The organism is Kitasatospora sp. NPDC040550, assembly GCF_055594965.1.
Genome location: NZ_JBVIWC010000031.1, coordinates 25,044 through 43,954, shown reverse-complemented (window position 1 = coordinate 43,954; position 18,911 = coordinate 25,044). Strand labels below are relative to the sequence as shown.

At 74.3% G+C, this 18,911-nt stretch carries 16 protein-coding genes; 10 read left to right on the top strand and 6 right to left on the bottom strand.

Features of this window, described 5'->3' with window-relative positions; translation table 11 throughout:
• Positions 1 to 46 precede the first annotated feature (46 nt).
• Together ACZ58X_RS34040 and ACZ58X_RS34035 are read right to left on the bottom strand one after the other, a co-directional pair.
• A complete protein-coding gene (locus ACZ58X_RS34040) occupies positions 47 to 2,323 on the bottom strand; it encodes a SpoIIE family protein phosphatase (RefSeq protein WP_470337428.1) in 2,277 nt (758 codons plus the stop codon).
• Between the two features lie 400 nt (positions 2,324 to 2,723).
• A complete protein-coding gene (locus tag ACZ58X_RS34035; RefSeq protein ID WP_470337427.1) occupies positions 2,724 to 3,239 on the bottom strand; it encodes an ATP-binding protein in 516 nt (171 codons plus the stop codon).
• A gap of 582 nt (positions 3,240 to 3,821) precedes the next feature.
• Between ACZ58X_RS34035 and ACZ58X_RS34030 the strand changes: the two genes are divergently transcribed.
• The 4 genes from ACZ58X_RS34030 to ACZ58X_RS34015 all read left to right on the top strand — a co-directional run bounded on the left by ACZ58X_RS34030 (position 3,822) and on the right by ACZ58X_RS34015 (position 8,082).
• Positions 3,822 to 4,529: an urease subunit gamma gene (locus ACZ58X_RS34030; RefSeq protein WP_470337426.1), complete on the top strand. Its 708-nt coding sequence runs from the start codon at positions 3,822 to 3,824 to the stop codon at positions 4,527 to 4,529.
• Positions 4,526 to 6,247, top strand: a complete 1,722-nt coding sequence (locus tag ACZ58X_RS34025) for an urease subunit alpha (RefSeq protein WP_470337425.1) — start codon at positions 4,526 to 4,528, stop codon at positions 6,245 to 6,247. Before ACZ58X_RS34030 ends, ACZ58X_RS34025 begins: the two co-directional genes overlap by 4 nt.
• A 72-nt stretch (positions 6,248 to 6,319) precedes the next feature.
• Positions 6,320 to 7,366, top strand: a complete 1,047-nt coding sequence (locus ACZ58X_RS34020; protein ID WP_470337424.1) for an agmatine deiminase family protein — start codon at positions 6,320 to 6,322, stop codon at positions 7,364 to 7,366.
• A 116-nt stretch (positions 7,367 to 7,482) separates the two neighbouring features.
• Positions 7,483 to 8,082: a TetR/AcrR family transcriptional regulator gene (locus ACZ58X_RS34015; protein ID WP_470337423.1), complete on the top strand. Its 600-nt coding sequence runs from the start codon at positions 7,483 to 7,485 to the stop codon at positions 8,080 to 8,082.
• 740 nt (positions 8,083 to 8,822) lie between these two features.
• On the opposite strand, the gene ACZ58X_RS34010 is transcribed toward ACZ58X_RS34015, so the two are convergent.
• Positions 8,823 to 10,448: a PP2C family serine/threonine-protein phosphatase gene (locus ACZ58X_RS34010; protein ID WP_470337422.1), complete on the bottom strand. Its 1,626-nt coding sequence runs from the start codon at positions 10,446 to 10,448 to the stop codon at positions 8,823 to 8,825.
• A 327-nt stretch (positions 10,449 to 10,775) separates the two neighbouring features.
• On the opposite strand from ACZ58X_RS34010, the gene ACZ58X_RS34005 reads away from it, so the two are divergent.
• The 4 genes from ACZ58X_RS34005 to pth all read left to right on the top strand — a co-directional run bounded on the left by ACZ58X_RS34005 (position 10,776) and on the right by pth (position 13,557).
• The gene (locus tag ACZ58X_RS34005) at positions 10,776 to 11,279 is read left to right on the top strand and encodes a hypothetical protein (protein ID WP_470337421.1); all 504 of its coding nucleotides are present in this window, start codon (positions 10,776 to 10,778) and stop codon (positions 11,277 to 11,279) included.
• A 100-nt stretch (positions 11,280 to 11,379) separates the two neighbouring features.
• The gene (locus ACZ58X_RS34000) at positions 11,380 to 12,042 is read left to right on the top strand and encodes a DUF3105 domain-containing protein (protein WP_470337420.1); all 663 of its coding nucleotides are present in this window, start codon (positions 11,380 to 11,382) and stop codon (positions 12,040 to 12,042) included.
• A 122-nt stretch (positions 12,043 to 12,164) separates the two neighbouring features.
• Entirely contained in the window at positions 12,165 to 12,797 is a 633-nt protein-coding gene (locus tag ACZ58X_RS33995) for a DUF305 domain-containing protein (RefSeq protein WP_470337481.1), read from the top strand.
• A gap of 175 nt (positions 12,798 to 12,972) precedes the next feature.
• Complete coding sequence (pth, locus tag ACZ58X_RS33990) at positions 12,973 to 13,557, top strand: aminoacyl-tRNA hydrolase (protein ID WP_470337419.1); 585 nt, start codon at positions 12,973 to 12,975, stop codon at positions 13,555 to 13,557.
• Here pth and ACZ58X_RS33985 read toward each other — a convergent pair.
• A complete protein-coding gene (locus ACZ58X_RS33985; RefSeq protein ID WP_470337418.1) occupies positions 13,544 to 15,205 on the bottom strand; it encodes an MFS transporter in 1,662 nt (553 codons plus the stop codon). The genes pth and ACZ58X_RS33985 overlap by 14 nt on opposite strands.
• 144 nt (positions 15,206 to 15,349) lie before the next feature.
• On the opposite strand from ACZ58X_RS33985, the gene ACZ58X_RS33980 reads away from it, so the two are divergent.
• Together ACZ58X_RS33980 and ACZ58X_RS33975 are read left to right on the top strand one after the other, a co-directional pair.
• Complete coding sequence (locus ACZ58X_RS33980; protein ID WP_470337417.1) at positions 15,350 to 15,868, top strand: MarR family winged helix-turn-helix transcriptional regulator; 519 nt, start codon at positions 15,350 to 15,352, stop codon at positions 15,866 to 15,868.
• 44 nt (positions 15,869 to 15,912) lie between these two features.
• Positions 15,913 to 16,422, top strand: coding sequence for a GNAT family N-acetyltransferase (locus ACZ58X_RS33975; protein ID WP_470337416.1), 510 nt, complete (start codon positions 15,913 to 15,915; stop codon positions 16,420 to 16,422).
• A 58-nt stretch (positions 16,423 to 16,480) separates the two neighbouring features.
• Here ACZ58X_RS33975 and ACZ58X_RS33970 read toward each other — a convergent pair whose 3' ends face one another.
• Both ACZ58X_RS33970 and ACZ58X_RS33965 read right to left on the bottom strand, forming a co-directional pair.
• Entirely contained in the window at positions 16,481 to 16,990 is a 510-nt protein-coding gene (locus tag ACZ58X_RS33970) for a methylated-DNA--[protein]-cysteine S-methyltransferase (RefSeq protein WP_470337415.1), read from the bottom strand.
• The gene (locus ACZ58X_RS33965) at positions 16,987 to 18,636 is read right to left on the bottom strand and encodes a DNA-3-methyladenine glycosylase 2 family protein (protein WP_470337480.1); all 1,650 of its coding nucleotides are present in this window, start codon (positions 18,634 to 18,636) and stop codon (positions 16,987 to 16,989) included. Before ACZ58X_RS33965 ends, ACZ58X_RS33970 begins: the two co-directional genes overlap by 4 nt.
• Between the last annotated feature and the right edge of the window lie 275 nt (positions 18,637 to 18,911).

The window sequence follows — 18,911 nt, the reverse complement described above, 5'->3', positions numbered from 1 at the left end:
GGTCCGCGTTCACCCGGGCCCCGGGCGGTCAGGCCCCGGGGGGCGGTCAGGCCGCGCTCGTCCCGCTGAGCTCGAACCACATCCGCTTGCCGGACCCGCGCGGCTCCACGCCCCAGGCGTCCGCCAGCGCCTCGACCAGCATCAGCCCGCGCCCGGAGGAGGCCTGCTCTCCCGGGGTCCGACGGGTCGGCCAGAGGTCCGATTCGTCCTCCACCTCGACCCGCAGCCGGGCCCGGCCGCCGTCCGAGACCGTCTCCCGGTAGAGCCGGGCGGTGAACATGGCGTCCCGGTCGGTGTGCCGGATCGCGTTGGTGACCAGCTCGGAGGAGAGCAGCTCGGCGGTGTCGATGAACTCGGCGACGCCCCAGCGGCGCAGCGCGTCGCGCAGCTCGGCCCGCACCTCGGCGACCCTGGCCAGGTCGGCCTGGCCGATCCGGCGGCGCAGCTGCTGGGCGGCCAGGCCGCCCTCCGGACCGTCCCAGCGCAGCAGCAGGAGCGCTATGTCGTCCTCGCGCTCGCTGGAGTCGGCGGCCTGGGAGGTGATCCGGTCGGCCAGCTCCTCCAGCGGGTCGCGGGCCGCCTCGCCGGCCGCCGGCAGCGGACGGGCCATGGCCTGGGTGAGCCGGCCGATGCCCTCGTCCAGGTCCGTACCGCGGGCCTCGACCAGGCCGTCCGTGCAGAGCAGCACCGTCTCGCCCGGGTCCAGGCTGAACCTGGTCACCCGGTAGTCCTGGTCCGGGTCGATGCCCAGCGGCAGCCCGCCGGCCACCGGCAGCACGGCGGCGGTGCCGTCCGCGCGGCGCACCACCGGGTCCAGGTGGCCGGCCCGGACGGCGTAGACCACGCCGTAGTCCACGTTGACCTCGGCGTAGGTGCAGGTCGCGAAGTGGTCGGTGTCCAGGTCGGCGAGGAAGCGGGAGGCCCGGGCCATCACCGCGGCCGGCGGGTGGCCCTCCGCGGCGTAGGCGCGCAGCGCGATCCGCAGCTGGCCCATGATCCCGGCCGCGTGCACGTCGTGGCCCTGGACGTCGCCGATCACCAGGCCGACGTGCCCGCCGGGCAGCGGCACCACGTCGTACCAGTCGCCGCCGATCTGCAGGCCGGAGCCGGCCGCCAGGTAGCGCACCGCGGTGGTCACCCCGGGCACGGACGGGACGGTCCGGGGCAGCATCACCCGCTGCAGGCCCGCCGCCAGCTCGTGCTCGGCGTCGTGCAGCCGGGCCCGGGCCAGCGACTGGGCCACCAGCCCGCCCAGGGTGGACAGCAGGGTGCGCTCGTCCGCGTCCAGCTCGCGCTCGTCGTCGAAGCTGACCACGCAGACGCCGATCGCCCGGCCACTGGCCACCAGCGGCAGGTACGCCCAGGAGCCGCGGCCGGTACGGCTGGTCTGCTCCCACACGTCGGGGTGGCGGTCCCGGAAGTCCTCCCGGCTGGAGATGAAGACCGGGGCGCGGTGCCTGAGCGCCTCGGCGGCCGGGTGGCCGGCGGGCAGCACCGCGCGGTCCCAGACGGCGAGGGCCTGCGAACGGTAGCCGGAGGCGCCGAGGATCCGGGCCCGGCCGGCCTCGAAGGAGGCCAGCACCAGACCGTCCGGCGGCAGTCCGGGCAGCGGCAGCTCGGTGAACACCCGGGCCACGTCACGCACGGTGACGGCCTCGGAGAGGGCGCGCGCGGCCTCCTTGATGAACCGGGAGCGCTCCTCGCGCAGCAGGGCCATCCGGTCGGCGTGGTCGCGCTTGTGCAGCTCGACGGTGGCGTCCCAGACGAAGCCCACCATCCGGGAGGCCCGGCCGAAGGCGTCCGCGAGCACCCGGCCGCGGAAGCGCACCGCGCGCATCGTGCCGTTCGGCCCGACGGTGCGGTAGTAGGCGCCGCACTGGCCCAGCTCGGCCACCGCGCGCTCGACCCGGCGGCGGACCACCGGCGCGTCCTCCGGGTGCAGCAGGGACAGGAAGGACGCGGCGGTGCGGTCGAAGCGGTCCCGCTCGACGGCGTCCAGGCCGATGATCGCGCAGGCCCGCTGGTCCCCCTCCAGGACGTCGCGGCGGATGTCCCAGTCGAAGGAGCCGATGCCGTTGGCGGCCATCGCGGGCTCCAGCCAGTCCGGCATGGAGTCGGCGGAGGAGGGCGGCAGGCCGCCGGACAGCACGGGCGCCAGCCGCCCGGAGGCGAGCACCGGCGGCGTGCGGACGGAGTTGCGGCGGGTGGCCTGCGCGGGCGGGCGGGGAGCGGGCGGGTGCGGCTCCACGACGGGCAGGTGCCGCTCCACGGCGGACGCGCCGGGAGGAAGCGCCGGCCCCGGCGACTCGGGCTCAGTGGGCATGCTGCTCCTGCCGCTGCCGTGGCGGACCGCGCCGACCGTCCGGACGGGCCGCGTGGCGGTGTGATGGGTCGTGCTGGATCGGGCGGTGTCGACGGGCGGTGGTCAGTCGAGGTTCGGTCTCCCCGCTGCTTCCCGCACGTGGACACACATTCCCACCATCCTGGCCAATGTTCGGCCGAGCGGCAATGGCAACGGGCCGGAAATCTTGCGCTCCGCCTTGTGTTCAGGGCTTGCTTCGGGAACGGATCAATCGGAGGCGAACAATCGTACGGGTGTCGGGTCCGAGTTCGGCGACCCGGTTCGGCGGCCCGGTTCGACAGGCGGCTTTGGCGGCCGGCTTCGGCAGGCGGCTTCGGCGGGGCCGGTGGATCGCGGCCCGTCGACGGTCGACGGTCGTCGGCTAGGGCATCGCGAGCTCGAACCAGGTGACCTTGCCGTCGCCGCGCAACTGCACGCCCCAGGAGTCCGCCAGCGCCTCCACCAGCAGCAGCCCGCGCCCCGAGGTCGCGTACTCGGCGTCCGGATCGCGCCGCCGCCCGGGCAGCCGGCTCGCGCCGTCCTGCACCTCGACCCGCAGCCGACTGTCCGTACCGAGCACCGCGTCGAAGACCGCACCCTTGCCGGTGTGCTGCAACGCGTTGGTGACCAGCTCGGAGGAGAGCAGCTCGGCGGTATCCGACAGCTCCGGCACCCCCCAGTGGCTCAGCGCGGTGCGCAGCCGGTGCCGCACCGCGCCCACCGCGACCAGGTCGGCCGGTTCGAGCGTCAGGTGCAGCCGGCGGTGCAGCGCGCACCCCGGGGCCGACGCACCCGGCAGGGCCGTTCCGGCGCCGACGACCGGGCCCTGGACCGGCCCGGACCGGTAGGCGTCACCCGAACTCGTCCGCTGCCGCGGGAATCGCGACTGACCGTCCATCAACAGATGCCCCCGCCCTCAAATCCGGGCCCCCGCCTCCGGATCCCCCGCCGGCCGGGTGGCCCCCTCGTACTGAACCACCATCCTCATGCCCAGTTGACGGCGTTTGCAACAGTGTGCGTCCGATCACGTGGGGTGAAAGGGGCACGGGGAGGTTCACGTGATCCAACTGCCCGCGCCGGACAGGTTTGCGAAGCGCAGAGGCTGTTTTCGAGACCGCCCCCACCCGATCCCGCGCACACCCGGCGCCCGTACGGACCGTGCGCGGGGCCGCGCGCCCCCACCCTCGCCACCTCCGTGCGCCACCTCCGTGCGCCGCCCCTGGGGCCGACTCCCCTGGCCCACCCGGCCCGCTCGCCACACCCGCCCGGCCCGCTCGCCCGCCCCGCTCGCCCCGCTGGCCCGCCCCGCCGCTCACCCCGTCGCCCGCCCGGGGAGCCGAAGGCCCGGGGAACAGCAACGCTGGACATGGAGCCCCGGTGCGGGTTCAATGAGCCGAGATGTTTGAACGCCGTTCTAACATCATCCGGAAGCCCAGGGCCCCGAACCCACCCCCTCCCCGGCGACCGCGAGCGAGGAACCGTGCGACTGACCCCCACCGAGCGGGACCGGCTGCTGATCTTCACAGCAGCCGAACTGGCCCGCGCCCGCCGCGCCCGGGGCGTGCGCCTCAACATCCCCGAGGCGACCGCCCTGATCGCGGACACCGTCTGCGAAGCCGCCCGCGACGGCCGCCGCCTCGCCGAGGCCGTCGAGGCCGGCCGCTCCGTCCTCACCGCCGACGACGTGCTCCCCGGAGTGCCCGACGTGGTCACCGTCGTCCAGGTCGAGGCCGTCTTCGAGGACGGCACCCGGCTCGCCGTCGTCAACGACCCCTTCCAGGGCGCCGGTTCGCTCGGCGACGAGGCCCCCGGCGGCGCGCTGACCGGCGACGCCGGCTACGACCCGGTCGAGGAGACCCTGCTCATCCCCGTCCACAACACCTCCCGGGTACCGATCTCGGTCACCTCCCACTTCCACTTCTTCGAGGCCAACCCGCGCCTGGCCTTCGACCGCGCCGCCGCCTACGGCACCCACCTGGCCGTCCCGGCCGGCTCCTCGGTGCGCTTCGACCCCGGCGCCACCGTCGAGGTCGGCCTCGTCCCGATCGGCGGCGCACGCGTCGCGATCGGCTTCGCCGGACTCGTCGACGGCCCCCTGGACGCCCCCGGCGCCAAGGACGCCGCCCTCGCCAAGGCCCGCGCCACCGGCTACCTGACCGACTTCGACGACCAGGAGGTGCCCTCGTGAACGCCATCTCCGCCCACGACTACATCTCCGTGCACGGCCCCCGGGCCGGCGACCGGGTCCGGCTCGGCGACAGCGGACTGATCGTCCGGGTCGAAGCCGACTCCCAGGCCCCCGGCGACGAATTCCTGGCCGGCTTCGGCAAGACCGCCCGCGACGGCCTCCACCTCAAGGCCGCCGCCGTCCGCGACACCTGCGACGTCGTGATCAGCAACGTGCTGGTGATCGACGCGGTCCAGGGCATCCGCAAGACGTCCATCGGCCTGATCGGCGGCCGGATCGCCGCCATTGGACGGGCCGGCAACCCGGACACCCTGGACGGCGTCGAGGTGGTCGTCGGCACCGGTACCACCATCGTCTCCGGCGAAGGCCTGATCGCCACCGCCGGCGCCGTCGACACCCACGTCCACCTGCTCTCGCCGCGGATCATGGAGGCCTCGCTCGCCTCCGGCGTCACCACCGTCATCGGCCAGGAGTTCGGCCCGGTCTGGGGCGTCGGCGTCAACTCGCCCTGGGCGCTGCGCCACGCCTTCAACGCCTTCGACGCCTGGCCCGTCAACATCGGCTTCCTGGGCCGCGGTTCGTCCTCCGACGAGGCCCCGCTGGTGGAGGCGCTCGCCGAGGGCGGCGCCTGCGGCTTCAAGGTGCACGAGGACCTGGGCGCGCACACCCGCGCCCTGGACACCGCGCTGCGCGTCGCCGACCAGTACGACGTCCAAGTCGCCCTGCACACCGACGGCTTGAACGAATGCCTGGCGGTCGAGGACACCCTGCGCGTGCTGGACGGCCGGACCGTCCACGCCTTCCACATCGAGGGCTGCGGCGGCGGACACGTCCCCAACGTGCTCAAGCTGGCCGGCGTGCCGAACGTCATCGGCTCCTCCACCAACCCCACCCTGCCCTTCGGCCGGGACGCCCTCGGCGAACACTTCGGCATGATCGTCTCCGCGCACGACCTCAAGACCGACCTGCCCGGCGACGCCGCCATGGCCCGCGACCGCATCCGGGCCGGCACCATGGGCGCCGAGGACGTGCTGCACGACCTCGGCGTCATCGGCATCACCTCCTCCGACGCCCAGGGCATGGGCCGAGCCGGCGAGACGGTGCGCCGCACCTTCGCGATGGCCGGCAAGATGAAGACCGAACGCGGCCCGCTGGACGGAACCGGCTCCTACGGGACCGCCGAGAGCGGCGACGACAACGAGCGTGTGCTGCGTTACATCGCCAAACTCACCATCAACCCCGCCATCGCCCACGGACTCGCCCACGAGGTCGGCTCGATCGAGACCGGCAAGCTCGCCGACATCGTGCTCTGGCGCCCCGACCACTTCGGCGCCAAGCCGCAACTCGTCCTCAAGGCCGGCTTCCCCGCGTACGGCGTCACCGGCGACCCCAACGCCTCCACCGACCGCTGCGAACCCCTCGTCCTGGGGCCCCAGTTCGGCGCCCACGGCGCCACCGCCGCCGACCTCTCGGTCGCCTTCGTCGCCCAGGCCGCCGCCGACGGCGCCCACCCCGACCGACCCGCCGACGGACTCCCGACCCGCCGCCGCCGGGTCGGCGTCCGCGGCACCCGCGGCATCGGGCCGCGCGACCTGGTCCGCAACGCCCGCACCGGCCACGTCGAGGTCACCGAGACCGGACTGGTCTCGCTTGACGGCGCACCCCTGCGCTCCGAACCGGCGGACAGCGTCTCACTCAGCCGCCTCTACTTCCTCTGACTCCTTCTTCCTCCCTTCCCCCCTTCCTCCCTCCTCCTTCTTTCCCTTCTGCTCTTCTTCCTCAAGGACCCGATGATGACCACCCCCACGCCCGCCTCCCTCGGCTACCGGATGCCCGCCGAGTGGCACCCCCACGAGCGCACCTGGATGGCCTTCCCCACCACCAATCCCACCTTCGAGACCCCCGAGCAGCTGCACGCCGGCCGCGAGGCCTGGGCCGCCGTCGCCGACACCATCGTCCGGTACGAGCCGGTCACGCTGATCGTCAACACCGGTGAGACGGCCGACGCCCGCCGCTACGTCTCCGAGGCCGTCGAAATCGTCGAACGCCCGCTCGACGACGCCTGGATGCGCGACATCGGCCCCTCGTTCGTGATCGACGGCAAGGGCTCGCTGGCCGCCACCGACTGGATCTTCAACGGCTGGGGCGCCCAGTCCTGGGCCCGCTGGGACAAGGACCAGCACGTCGCCGAACACATCAGCGAACTGACCGGCGTCCAGCGCTTCGCCTCCCGGCTGATCAACGAAGGCGGCGGCATCCACGTCGACGGCGAGGGCACCGTCCTGGTCACCGAGACCGTCCAGCTCGGCGAAGGCCGCAACGCCGACTGGACCAAGGAGGACGTCGAGGCCGAACTGCACGCCCACCTCGGCACCACCAAGGCCATCTGGCTGCCCCGCGGACTCACCCGCGACTACGACGAGTTCGGCACCCGCGGCCACATCGACATCGTCGCCTCCTTCGTCCGTCCCGGCGTCGTCGTCGCCCACGTCCAGCCCGACCCGGCCCACCCCGACCACGAGGTCTGCCAGGAGCTCGTCGCCGTACTGCGCGCCGCCACCGACGCGCAGGGCCGACAGCTGGAGGTCATCGAACTGCCCGCCCCCACCGTCCTGTTCGACGAGGACGACGAGCCGGTCGACTACTCCTACATCAACCACTACGTGGCCAACGGCGCCGTCGTCCTGTGCGCCTTCGACGACCCGCGCGACCAGGAGGCCGCCGACATCCTCGCCAAGGCCTACCCCGGCCGCACCGTCGAACTCGTCGACGCCCGCGAGATCTTCGCCAACGGCGGCGGCATCCACTGCATCACCCAGCAGCAGCCCAAGGCCTGACGCCGGGGGTACCGGAGCGGGGGCGGCTCCCCCGCTCCGGTACCGTTCCCCCGTCTCCCCCGCCCTGCCCGTCTCTCCCGTCCCGCCCGCCCCGCCCGTCAGGAAGCAGCCCCACCATGGCCGACCCCCGCCCGCGCCGCCCGGCGCGCCCCCGCGAGGAGGTCTACGCCACCGCCCGGGCCGCGATCGCCGAACACGGACTCGCCAAACTCACCATGGCCGGGCTCGGCAAACAGCTCCAGATGAGCGCCGGACACCTGCTCTACTACTTCGGCAGCAAGGACCAGCTGCTACTCGAAACCCTCCGCTGGAGCGAGGACCAGCTGGGGGCCCGCCGCCGCGAAGCCCTCACCGACCCGGCCCTCGACCCCTGGCAGCGCCTCGACGCCTACCTGCGGCTCTACCTGGCCGAAGGCCCCGGCGACCCGCGCTGGATCCTCTGGGTCGAAGTCTGGGGCCGCTCCCCCGCCAGCGCCGAACTCCGCCAGGGGCAGCAGGAGATCGAGGCGCCCTGGCAGGCCGACCTGGTCACCCTCATCGAGCAGGGCACCAGCACCGGCCACTTCACCCCCGGGCCGGCCGCCGACCGCGCCGGCCACCTCCGCGCCCTCCTCGACGGCCTGGCCGTCCCCATCGCCATCGGCCTCCCCGGCGCCGACCACCCCACCGCCCTCACCCAGGCCACCGCCGTCGCCACCATCCTGCTCCGCGCCTGAGCCAGACAGCCAGCGAGCCGGCCACTGGGGCCCGCCCGGCCCCCGGCACCAGAAGTCGGCCGGGCCGACTTCTGGTGCAGCACCGCCGCCCCTCCCGGGTAGCCCACCCCCGGGCCCCGCCCCCGGCGCGGCGCGCCCCTTGGGGGAAATATGCAGACCGATCTACTGCCTGGCCGCCCAGCCAAGTCCCGTTCTCGCGCAGTACACCCCCGGTGAATCTGCAGATCGGTCTACAGATTCACCGGGCCGCCAACCCCGCCCCCAACCTGCCCCCACCAAAAGTCGGCCCAGCCGACTTCTCATGCATCCCATCGATAAGTAGACCGACCGGTCTACAGATTCACGACCCCTATCCGCTCCGCTCCGCCACACCCCGCCCGCGCCAAAAGTCGGCCGGGCCGACTTCCTGTGCAGCGCGCTCAGGAGTAAACCGACCGGTCTATCGATTTTCTCCCAGCGCACTCGCCGCTCCTGCACCGGAAGTCGGCCCAGCCGACTTCCGGTACCCGGGGGAGCCGGGGCCGAGGCGAGCTGGGCTACGACCGGCGGCATGGTGCTCACCCCTCGTCCCTCGGCCCTAAGACTCGCCCCTCGGCCCTCGGCCCTCGGCCCTCGGCCTTTCGGCCCTTGCCCGACCTGACGTGAGACCGGCCGCGGCATCCGGTTCGGGCGGGACGAGCGCAGATCTGGGTTGCGCCAGAAGTCGGGCAGGCCGACTTCTGGTGCGGTGGAGGGCTTGGTCATTCGGTCCAGATGGCGGCGGCGGTGCGGTCGTCGGCGTAGCCCTTGGCGCGGACCTGGACCTGGCGGAGGAAGTCGACGGTGCCCGGGGGGTGGGGGTGGGCCCAGTGGGAGGAGAGGAAGTGGGCGACGGCCGGTTCGTCGGCGATCGGGCGGGACAGGCCCGGGGTGCAGAGGAGCAGGATGTCGCCCGGGGTGGCGGGGACGAGGCGGAAGCGGAACGGGCGCGGGTCCGGTACGGGGCCCTCCGGGACGGGCGGCTGGCCGTCGGGGTGGTGGAGCAGCCGGGCCGCGTAGGCGTCGATCCAGTGGCCCGAGCGCAGCAGGTAGAGCCCGCCGGGCCCGACGCCGAAGGCGGCGCGGTAGCCGGCCGCCGGGTCGAGCGACATCAGCAGGCAGTGCAGTGAGGCCGGGGACGGGCTGTCGTCCCCCTCGGCCCGGGGGGTGAGGGCCCGCAGTGGGGCGGCCGCGCCGGTGGCCAGGCGCTGGAGGCCGTAGCGCAGGCGGTCGCGGGCGCCGTCGCGCAGGTCGGCGGCGAGGCCGGTCCGGCTGCGTCCGATGGCGGTGGCGAGCTGGCGGCAGGCCTCGCCCGCCCCGGCGGCGACGGCCTGCGGGGTGAGTGACTCGTCCTCGGCCCCGCCGGTGCGCTCGTAGCCGGCGAGGACGGCGAGCAGCAGTCCGTCGGGGCCGTCGCCGAACCTGGTGACCAGCAGGCTGTCCCGGCGCGGTTCGCCGCGGTAGCGGGCGGAGTCGCCGCGGACGGAGACCGCGCGCAGCACGGTCGTCCCGTACTGGGCGCCTTCGAGCGCGGTGTCCGGCACGAGGGTGTCGAGGGTGTCGGGGTCGGCCTCCGGTACGGCGGTCGGCTCGGGACCGTAGGTCGGGGGGCGTTCGCCGACGTGGGGGACGGTGGGAGGGGTCTCGGCGAGCGGGGTGCGGATGGCGAGGCGCGGATCGGGGGCGGGGGCGGGGACGGGGGCCATGGGTTCGGCGTCAGGGCCGGGGCCGGGGTCGAGGTCGGGCTGCGGCGCATGGTCGGGTTCGGGCTCAGGGGCTGGGGCGGGGGTTGGGGCGGGGGCGGGTTCGGGGGTGGGTTCGGGGGTGGGCTTCTCCAGGGAGACCGGGGTGGGCGGCTCCTCGGGTTCCGGTTCGGGCTCGGGCTCAGGCTCGGGCTTGGGCTCGGGCTTGGGCTCGGGCTCGGGCTCGGGCTCCGCCGCGCTGGGCTCGTCGGCCGCGGAGGGGGGCTCGGGGGGCTGCCGGGTCTCGGTCGAGCCGCGCTGGCGCCCGATGCCGCCGGCGCCCTCGATGACGCCGAGCGCGTCGTCGAACCAGTCGTCGATGCTGTCCCGTTCGGCCGCGGGCTCCTCCACGGCTTCCACCCCGGCTTCCACCCCGGCTTCCACCCCGGCTTTCACTCCGGGTTCCGCCGCGGCGTCCGCCTCCGGTGGTGCGGTGCGCTGCGGCCCGATCAGTCCGGCCGCCGTGTCGAACCAGTCGTCGACGCTGCCGTCGCCGGGGTCGGCGTGCGGGGTGTCGGGGAGGGTGCCCGCCGGACCGTCGTAGACGGTGTCCCACCAGCCGTCGTCGGGCCGGGGCGGCTGTGCGGGTGCACCCTGCTTGCTCATCTGGCGGCTCCTGGTCGGTCCGTGGTCGCGCCGCCCCCGGCGGGGCCGGACTGGCGTCATTGTCTCCAAGTGCAACGACCGTGTCCGGGTTTCGGCGACAACCGGTCACCGATCGGATCTTCCCGGCCACCGCGCTCACCTGCCGGTTCGTGGCCGTCCGGGCGGCCGGGCGGGGCGGGTGTCACCGACTCGTTCGCTCCCGTTCCGTCCCTGCTTGCCGGATGTGCCCCGAGCAGGGCGTTTCCTGGACATTGCGGGGTGTTGGCGGTCGAAAATGAGGGCCGAGGAGGGGCATCGCTTCACCCGTTCGGCTGATTAAATGTGCGCATGACCGCGTCGGCCCCGAGCTCGCCCCGACCGGGGAGGGCCGCACCGGCGGGCCGCCCGGCGGGTGTGCTGTTGGTCCTGTTGCTGGTCGCGTTGTTGTCCGCGCTGCCGTGTTCGGGCCTGGCGAAGGCGGACGCCCCCGTCCGCCCGGGCCCGGTCCCGGTGAGCGCCGTGTCGGTGGTGAGTGCGGCGGACGCCGTCGCACCGGCGCCGCACGGCCGTGACGCCGTCCGGGCGTCCGACCACCACCGGTTCGGGGAACCGCAGGAGCACTGGATCCTGTGCACCGCCGACGGCCAGCCGCCGCGCAACAACGGCTGCTCCAGCCACCCGTTCTGCCCGCAGGACGCCCAGTTGCCAAACCCGCCGCCGCATCCGCAGCCCGCCGTGCTGCCGTTGGCGGTGCCGACGCCCGAGGCGCTGCCCCGGGCGGTGCCCGCGGGTCTGCTGGACGGTCCGCGTCCCGCGCCGGATCTGCACGAACTCCAGGTCCACCGGTCCTGAGCGGAACCCACCGCCGACGCTCCCGTCGGCGGACCCGCCCCTCCCCCACTACAGCCGACCGCCGCCACAGCCGTGCGCGGCGGGGACAAGGACGACCATCATGGGTTCCGCCTCCAAGCAGTCCAACAAGCCCGGCGCCAAGGGCAGTGCCGACCGCCGTACCCGGATCGCCGAGCTGCGCGCCGCCGAGCAGCGGCGCGACCGCCGCAACAAGGTGATCGCCTCGGTGGCCGCCGGTGTGCTGGTGGTCGGTGCGATCGGCACCGCCACCTGGTTCGTCATGGACCAGAACCAGAAGAAGAAGGACCGCGTGGCCGCCGCCAACGCGGACATCCCGGGCGTGAAGACCTTCGGCGACCTGAGCCGCAACCACGTCAAGGAGAAGGTCAACTACCCGATGACCCCGCCGGTCGGCGGCGACCACAACGCGGTCTGGCTGGACTGCATGGGCCACGTCTACGACCAGCCGGTCGAGAACGAGCGCGCCGTCCACTCGCTGGAGCACGGCGCGGTCTGGGTGACGTACAACGGCAAGGCCACGCCGGACGACATCAAGACCCTGTCCGACAAGGTCAAGAACACCCCGTACTCGCTGATGAGCCCGTACCCGGACGAGCAGGGCACCATCACCCTGAACGCCTGGAGCACCCAGCTGGTCGTGGACAGCGCCAGCGACCCGCGGGTCAGCCAGTTCTTCACCAAGTACGTCCAGGGCAAGCAGACCCAGGAGCCCGGCGCCTCCTGCACGATGGGGCAGATGTGACCGCCGAGGGGCCCCGCCCCGAGGACGTCCCGGTGGCGGAGGCCGCCCCGGCCGGGGCCGCGGACGCGGCCGGGGCGAAGGACGCGGTGACGGAGACGGCAGCCCGTCCGGGCCGTCGGCGGATGTGGTGGCCGGCCGCGCTGGCCGCCGCGGTGGCGCTGGCGCTCGGGGTGCCGGCTCTGGTGGCGGGTTCGACCACGGCCTCCGGCTCCTCCTCGGTGGCCGTGCCGGCCGACGACTCGCCCGAGGCCGGGTTCGCCCGCGACATGGCGACCCACCACCAGCAGGCGGTCGACCTGTCGTTCATCGTCCGGGACCGCACCGGCGACGAGCCGACCCGCACCCTGGCCTTCGACATCATCAACACCCAGGCCAACCAGCGCGGGATGATGATGGGCTGGATCGACCAGTGGGGGCTGTCGCAGCACTCGCCGGCCAAGCCGATGGCGTGGATGAAGATGGGCCACGACTACCCGGCCCACGACGGTTCGCTGATGCCCGGCATGGCCACCAACACCCAGATGGCGAAGCTGCGTTCGCTCAGCGGGCGGGACGCCGAGGTGTACTACCTGCAGCTGATGATCGAGCACCACAAGGGTGGTGTCGAGATGGCCCAGGGGTACGTCGACATGGCGAAGAACGACGTCGAGAAGCGGCTCGCCCAGTCGATGGTGGTCGCCCAGACGTCGGAGGTGGAGCTGATGACCGACATGCTCAAGGAGCGCGGCGCCGCCCCCGGCGTCCCCGCGTCCTGACACCTGCTGTTCCCGCTGTTCCGCCGCCGTTCCCTGCTGTTCCCCGCAGTTCGCCGCTGTCCCCCGTTGTCACGTTCCCACCGTTCTCCCGGACGGCCGGGGCGCGCGGGCGGTCCCGTACCGACCCGCACCGCGCCCCGGCCGTCCGCCGTTCCACAGCACCTGGAGTTCCCGCATGACCTCTCAAGCGCCCTGGCTGATCGTCGGGCTGGGCAACCCGGGCCCCTGGTTCCGGAGCACCCGGCACAACGCGGGCTTCCTGACCGTGGACCGGCTGGCCGAACGGCACGGCGCCCGGTTCCGGCGGCGCGGGATCGGCGGCACGGTCGCGGAGATCGAACTGGACGGGCGGCGGGTGCTGCTGGCCAAGCCGCAGTGGTTCATCAACCTGTCCGGCCGGCCGGTGTCCGGCCTGATGCGCCGGTACGGGGTGCCGGTGGAGCACCTGGTGATCGTCCAGGACGACCTGGACTTCGCCTACGGCTCCGGCAAGTTGAAGCGCGGCGGCGGGCCGGGCGGGCACAACGGGGTCCGTTCGGTGGGCGACGTGCTCGGCACCCGGGAGTTCATCCGGCTGCGCTTCGGCATCGGCCGCCCGCCGAAGGGGCAGAGCGTCGGCGACTACGTGCTCAAGAAGTTCACGGACGAGGAACTGGCCGCGCTGCCGGGGGTGTTGGAGCGCTGCGCGGACGCCCTGGAGACGCTGGTGCGGCTCGGCCTGAGCCGGGCCCAGGACGCCCTGAACGTCAGCGCGCCCTGAGGCCCTCCGGGCCGCCGGGGCCCGGTCGGCCGGGGCCGGTCCGGTCCGGGCCGTACGGGTCGAGGCCGGTCCGGTCGGGGCCCGTCCGGTCCGGGCCCGTCCGGTCCGGGCCGGACAGGCGCCCGGTCGGGCGGGTCAGGACGGCGGCCGCCACCGCGACCGCCGCGAGGGCGACCAGCACCGTCCGCCCACCGGACGCCGCGCCCGCCAGGTGGACACCCAGGACGGACAGCGCCATGCCGAGCGCCGTGCCGAGGCTGCGCGCCATGTTCACCATGCCGCCGCCGACGGCCGAGCACTCCGCCGGGACCGCCCGCATCACCAGGGCGTTGTTGGCCGGCAGCAGCAGCCCCAGCCCGTACCCGGCGACCAGCAGCGGGGCCGCCACCGCCGCGCCCGAGACCGGCAGTACGGCGAACAGCAGCAGTCCGGCGGCGGCGAGGCCGGCCCCGAAGCGGCACCGGGCGACGTCCGACCAGCCCCGGGGCAGCAGCCCGCCGCCGACCGTCGCGGCGACCGCGAACGCGGCGGGCAGCAGGGTGGTCACCAGGCCCGCCGCCGCCGTCGAGACGCCCGCGCCGGTGAGCAGCACCGGCCCCAGCACGAGCGGGCAGAACAGCAGCAGGTAGCCGATCAGCGCGACCACCAGCCCGGACCGCACGCCCGGGGTGTTGACCAGCCCGGGCGCCAGGACCGGCCGGGCCGCCCGCCGCTCCTGGCGCACCAGAGCCAGGGTGAGCGCGGCGGCGGCCGCCAGCAGCACGGCGACGGCCCAGCCGGGCAGCGGCAGGCCGGAGGCGGTGGAGAGGGCGAGTAGCAGCGCGGTGGTCGCGCCGGTGAGCAGCAGCATGCCGGGCAGGTCGAAGCGGGGCTCGGAGGGCGTGCGGCGCTCGGGCGTGCGGTGTGCGGAAGCGCGGGGTACGGAAGCGCGGTGTGCGGAAGCGCGGGGTACGGCGCCGTGGCGTGCGGAACGGCGAGGCGCGGGGACGGCAGCGGGAACGGTGGTCGGCCCGTCGACCCCGGTCCGGGTGCGGGGCAGCAGGTACCAGCCGGCCACGATGCCGAACACCGCGATCGGCACGTTGACCCAGAACACCCACTGCCAGGAGGCGTGCTCCACCAGCAGCCCGCCGAGGGTCGGCCCCAGCGCCAGCCCGAGCCCCTGGGCGGCGGCCTGGATGCCGAGCGCGCGCCGCATCGCGTGCTCGGGGACGCCACGGGCGACCAGGGCGACGCTGTTGGCCTGCATCATCGCGGCGCCGACGGCCTGCACGGCGCGGCAGCCGACCAGGATCCACAGGCCGCCGGCGAGTCCGGCGCCGAGGGAGGAGAGGCCGAAGACGGCGAAGCCGCCGATGTACATGGTCTTGCGGCCGACCAGGTCGGACAGCCAGCCGATCGGGGCCAGCAGGGCGACCAGGACGAGCAGGTAGGCGAGGGCGACCCATTCGACGGCGGCGAAGCCCGCACCGAAGTGGCGGCCGAGGGCGGGGAAGACCAGGGCGATGACGCTGGCGTCGAGCTGGCCGAGGAAGGCGCCGAGACAGACCGTGCCGACGGCCAGCCAGTGGGCGTGGTGCCAGCCGGCTATGCCGCGGGGCCGGGGCCGCTCGGTGAGCAGGCGCGCGGTGAGGGCGGTGGCGTTCATGCCACAAATATATCGGATGCAGACATGTTCTTTCTACGAGTTGCTCGCCCTGCGATACGAAACATCTCGCCGTGCGCCCACCCCGCGTCCGAGGACCGGACAGCGGCCCGGGAACGCCCCGTACCAGGCGATACGCTGTCCGCCATGCCGTCGTCACCACACGTTCCCGACCCCGCCACCGAAAGCCCCGACCCGGCGGTCGAGCACGCCCGGCGGCTGACCAACACCGTCACCCGGCTGCGCCGCGCCCTGCGCAGCAGCATCCGCACCGACTACCCCTGGGAGTCCCTGCCGATGGCGCAGGTCGAACTCCTCCAGACACTCGCCGCCGCCCCGCTCCGGGTCGGCGAACTCGCCGCCCGCCAGCGGCTCGCCCCCAACACCGTCAGCGGACTGGTCGGCAAGCTCCTGGAAGCCGGCTTCGTCGACCGTCAGGCCGACCCCGGCGACCGGCGCACCGCCCGCATCGCCCTCACCCCCGCCGGACGGCGCCAGCTCGACGACTGGCAGCACGCCCACGAACGCCGCATCGCCACCGCCCTCGGCACCCTCGACCCGGCCGACCGCGCGACCGTCGTCCACGCCCTGCCCGCGCTGGAACGGCTCGCCCGCGCCCTCGCCCAGCCCGGGGCGGTCGGCCCCGAGGGGCCCGTGAGCGGGTGAAAACCGCTGGTGGACGCGGGCCGGCGGGCGCTACCGTCCTCGGCATGACCACCACCGAGGTACAGCTCGAACCCTGGACGGACGCCGACCTCGCACTGCTTCGCCGGGTGAACACCCCGGAGATGAAGAAGCACGTCGGCGGACCGGAGACGGAGGAGCAACTGCTCGTCCGGCACGGGCGGTACCTGGACTTCGTCCCGTCCGGACTGGGCTGCATGTACCGGATCGTGCTGCTACCCGGGGGCGAGGCCGTCGGCACGGTCGGCTACGGCACCCGCAGCTGGGACGGCGGGACCGTGCACGAGATGGGGTGGAACGTACTGCCCGAGCACCAGGGGCGCGGCATCGCCGTGACCGCCACCCGGGCCGCCGTCGCCGCCGCCCGGCGCGAGGCCGCGCACCGCTTCCTGCACGCCTTCCCCTCGGTGGACAACCCCGCCTCCAACGCGGTCTGCGCGAAGGCCGGGTTCACGCTGCTCGGCGAGACGGAGTTCGAGTTCCCGCCCGGGCGGTTCATGCGCAGCAACAACTGGCGGGTGGACCTGCGGGATTGAGGCCCGCGACCGTCCGCACACGGGTGCCTCGGGCACGGGTGCCTCGGGCACGGGTGCCTCAGAAGAGGGTGCCGCTCTCCAGCTCCAGCAGCCAGCGCTTGCGGTCCACGCCCGCGGCGAAGCCGGTGAGCGCGCCGTTGGCGCCGAGCACCCGGTGGCAGGGGCGCACGATCAGCAGCGGGTTGGCCCCCACCGCGCCGCCGACCGCCCGGACCATCCGCGGCGACTGCCCGGCCAGTTCGGCGAGTTGGCCGTAGGTCACGGTCGTGCCATACGGGATCTCGTCCAGCGCGGCCCAGATCCGGCGGCGGAACTCGGTGCCCTCGGGGGCCAGCGGGAAGTCGAAGGTGGTGCGGTCGCCCTTGAAGTAGCCGGTCAGCTGGGCAACCGGCTCGGCCAGGGCCTCGGGGTCGTACTCCCAGCCGTCGGCGGGCTCGGCCAGCGCGTACTTCTGCCCGGGCGCGGTGACCGTGGCCAGGGCCGCGGGGCCGCCGTCCTCGGGCAGCACGCCGCTGAGCAGCAGCGGGCCGAACGGGCTCTCCATGGTGGTGTAGACGGTGGTGCTCATGCCGGGTCGTTCTCCGTTCCGGTGTTCGTGCTGGTGCTGAGGGTGGTGCTGGTGGTGAGGGTGGCGCTGCCGGTGCTCGCGGTGTCGGTGCTCGCGACGCCGGTGTCGGTGCTCGCGGGGCCTGCCCACAGGCGGTGGACGGCGTAGGAGCGCCACGGGGCCCAGGCCTCGGCCGCGTGGGCGGCGGCCTTGGCGTCCCCGGGGGCGCCGAGCCGGAGCAGGCCGTGCTTGACGCCGATGTCGGTCGGGAGGAAGACATCGGGGTCGGCGAGGGCGCGCATCCGCAGGTAGCCGACCGTCCAGGGGCCGATGCCGGGCAACGCCAGCAGCCGGGCGGCGGCCTCCTCCCGGTCGACACCGCCGTCCAGGCGCACCACGCCCTCCGCCAGCGCGGCGCACAGGCCGGTGAGCGCCCGGCGGCGGGCCGCGGGCATCGCGAAGTCCTCCGGGTCGGCGGTGGCCAGCACCGCCGCCGAGGGGAAGAGCAGCCGCAGTCCGCCGCTCGGCTCGGGCAGCGCGACGCCGTACTTCTCCGCGAGCCGGCCCGCCAGGGTACGGGCGGCGCCGACGGTGATCTGCTGGCCGAGCACGGCGCGGACGGCGAGCTCGTGCGGCTCCACGTGGCCGGGTGAGCGCAGACCGGGGCGCTCGCGGACCAGCGGGCCGAGCACCGGGTCGGCGCCGAGCTGCTCGTCCACGGTGTCCGGGTCGGCGTCCAGGTCGAAGAGGACGCGCAGGCGCTGGACGGCGGTCGGCAGGTCGCGCAGGTCGGCGAGCAGCAGACGGCAGTCGAGCCAGCCGCGAGTGCGCGGGTCCTGCGGGGCCAGACCGTCGACCTCGGCGATGCCGTGCCCGTACGGGAGCGCGAGGGTGCGCCGGTAGGTGCGCACGCCGGGGCGCGCGCCGGGCACCACCTCCTCCACGCCGGGGACGGCGCGCAGCTCCAGGAAGTCGATCAGGTGGTCACTGTCCAGCGCGCCGCGGTAGGCCAGGCGCAGCGTGAGCCCGCCGGCCGGGGTCGCCGTGCGGCGGCCGGACACCACCTCGGCACGCAGGCCGCTGGGGGTGCGGTCGTAGACCTCGCGCACGGTGTCGTTGAACTGGCGGACGGAGGCGAAGCCGGCCGCGAACGCGATGTCGGTCACGGGGAGTTCGGTGGTCTGGAGGAGCAGTCGGGCGGTCTGGGCGCGGCGGGCCCGGGCCAGCGCGATCGGGCCGGCGCCGAGCTCGGCGGTGAGCTGGCGCTGGAGCTGCCGGGCGCTGTAGCCGAGGCGGTCGGCCAGGCCGGCGACGCCCTCGCGGTCCACCACACCGTCGCCGATCAGGCGCATCGCTCGGCCGACCAGGTCGGCGCGGTGATTCCACTCCGGGGAGCCCGGCACCGAGTCCGGGCGGCAGCGGCGGCAGGCGCGGAAGCCGGCGCCCTGGGCGGCCGCGGCACTGGGGTAGAAGCGGCAGTTGACACGTTTGGGGGTCACGGCGGGGCAGCTCGGTCGGCAGTAGATGCCGGTCGAGGTGACCGCCGTGAAGAAGACGCCGTCGAAGCGGGCGTCGCGGCTGTCCACGGCTCGGTACCGGATGTCGTCGTCGATCACGTTGTCCAGTTTGCGGGATCGGACGAGGGGTGACTGGCGGGAATCGGACATTGCCATCGGGGGGCTTCCCCCTCCCCCCTCCCCTCCCCCCACCCTCCCGCCTCCACCACCCACCCGCCGCCGCGCTCGGCCTACCCCACCCACCCGCCCACCCGCTGGCCTTCTACGCCCACCCACCCACGCACCCACCGCACCCGCGGCACCTGCTGCACCCGTCGCACCTGCTGTTCGAGCTGCACCTGCTGGCTTGCCGCAGCCACCGGGCGCCTCGGCCCGCCCATCGGCCCGTCGGCCCCGCACTGGTCGGCCGCCGGCAGCCGGCCAGT

What these genes read in the sequence shown, in the direction of transcription:
- ACZ58X_RS34040 (WP_470337428.1), bottom strand. Translation starts at nt 2,323, where the DNA reads ATGCCCACTGAGCCCGAGTCGCCGGGGCCGGCGCTTCCTCCCGGCGCG.
- ACZ58X_RS34035 (WP_470337427.1), bottom strand. Translation starts at nt 3,239, where the DNA reads ATGGACGGTCAGTCGCGATTCCCGCGGCAGCGGACGAGTTCGGGTGAC.
- ACZ58X_RS34020 (WP_470337424.1), top strand. Translation starts at nt 6,320, where the DNA reads ATGATGACCACCCCCACGCCCGCCTCCCTCGGCTACCGGATGCCCGCC.
- ACZ58X_RS34015 (WP_470337423.1), top strand. Translation starts at nt 7,483, where the DNA reads ATGGCCGACCCCCGCCCGCGCCGCCCGGCGCGCCCCCGCGAGGAGGTC.
- ACZ58X_RS34010 (WP_470337422.1), bottom strand. Translation starts at nt 10,448, where the DNA reads ATGAGCAAGCAGGGTGCACCCGCACAGCCGCCCCGGCCCGACGACGGC.
- ACZ58X_RS34005 (WP_470337421.1), top strand. Translation starts at nt 10,776, where the DNA reads ATGACCGCGTCGGCCCCGAGCTCGCCCCGACCGGGGAGGGCCGCACCG.
- ACZ58X_RS34000 (WP_470337420.1), top strand. Translation starts at nt 11,380, where the DNA reads ATGGGTTCCGCCTCCAAGCAGTCCAACAAGCCCGGCGCCAAGGGCAGT.
- ACZ58X_RS33995 (WP_470337481.1), top strand. Translation starts at nt 12,165, where the DNA reads ATGTGGTGGCCGGCCGCGCTGGCCGCCGCGGTGGCGCTGGCGCTCGGG.
- pth (WP_470337419.1), top strand. Translation starts at nt 12,973, where the DNA reads ATGACCTCTCAAGCGCCCTGGCTGATCGTCGGGCTGGGCAACCCGGGC.
- ACZ58X_RS33985 (WP_470337418.1), bottom strand. Translation starts at nt 15,205, where the DNA reads ATGAACGCCACCGCCCTCACCGCGCGCCTGCTCACCGAGCGGCCCCGG.
- ACZ58X_RS33980 (WP_470337417.1), top strand. Translation starts at nt 15,350, where the DNA reads ATGCCGTCGTCACCACACGTTCCCGACCCCGCCACCGAAAGCCCCGAC.
- ACZ58X_RS33975 (WP_470337416.1), top strand. Translation starts at nt 15,913, where the DNA reads ATGACCACCACCGAGGTACAGCTCGAACCCTGGACGGACGCCGACCTC.
- ACZ58X_RS33970 (WP_470337415.1), bottom strand. Translation starts at nt 16,990, where the DNA reads ATGAGCACCACCGTCTACACCACCATGGAGAGCCCGTTCGGCCCGCTG.
- ACZ58X_RS33965 (WP_470337480.1), bottom strand. Translation starts at nt 18,636, where the DNA reads ATGTCCGATTCCCGCCAGTCACCCCTCGTCCGATCCCGCAAACTGGAC.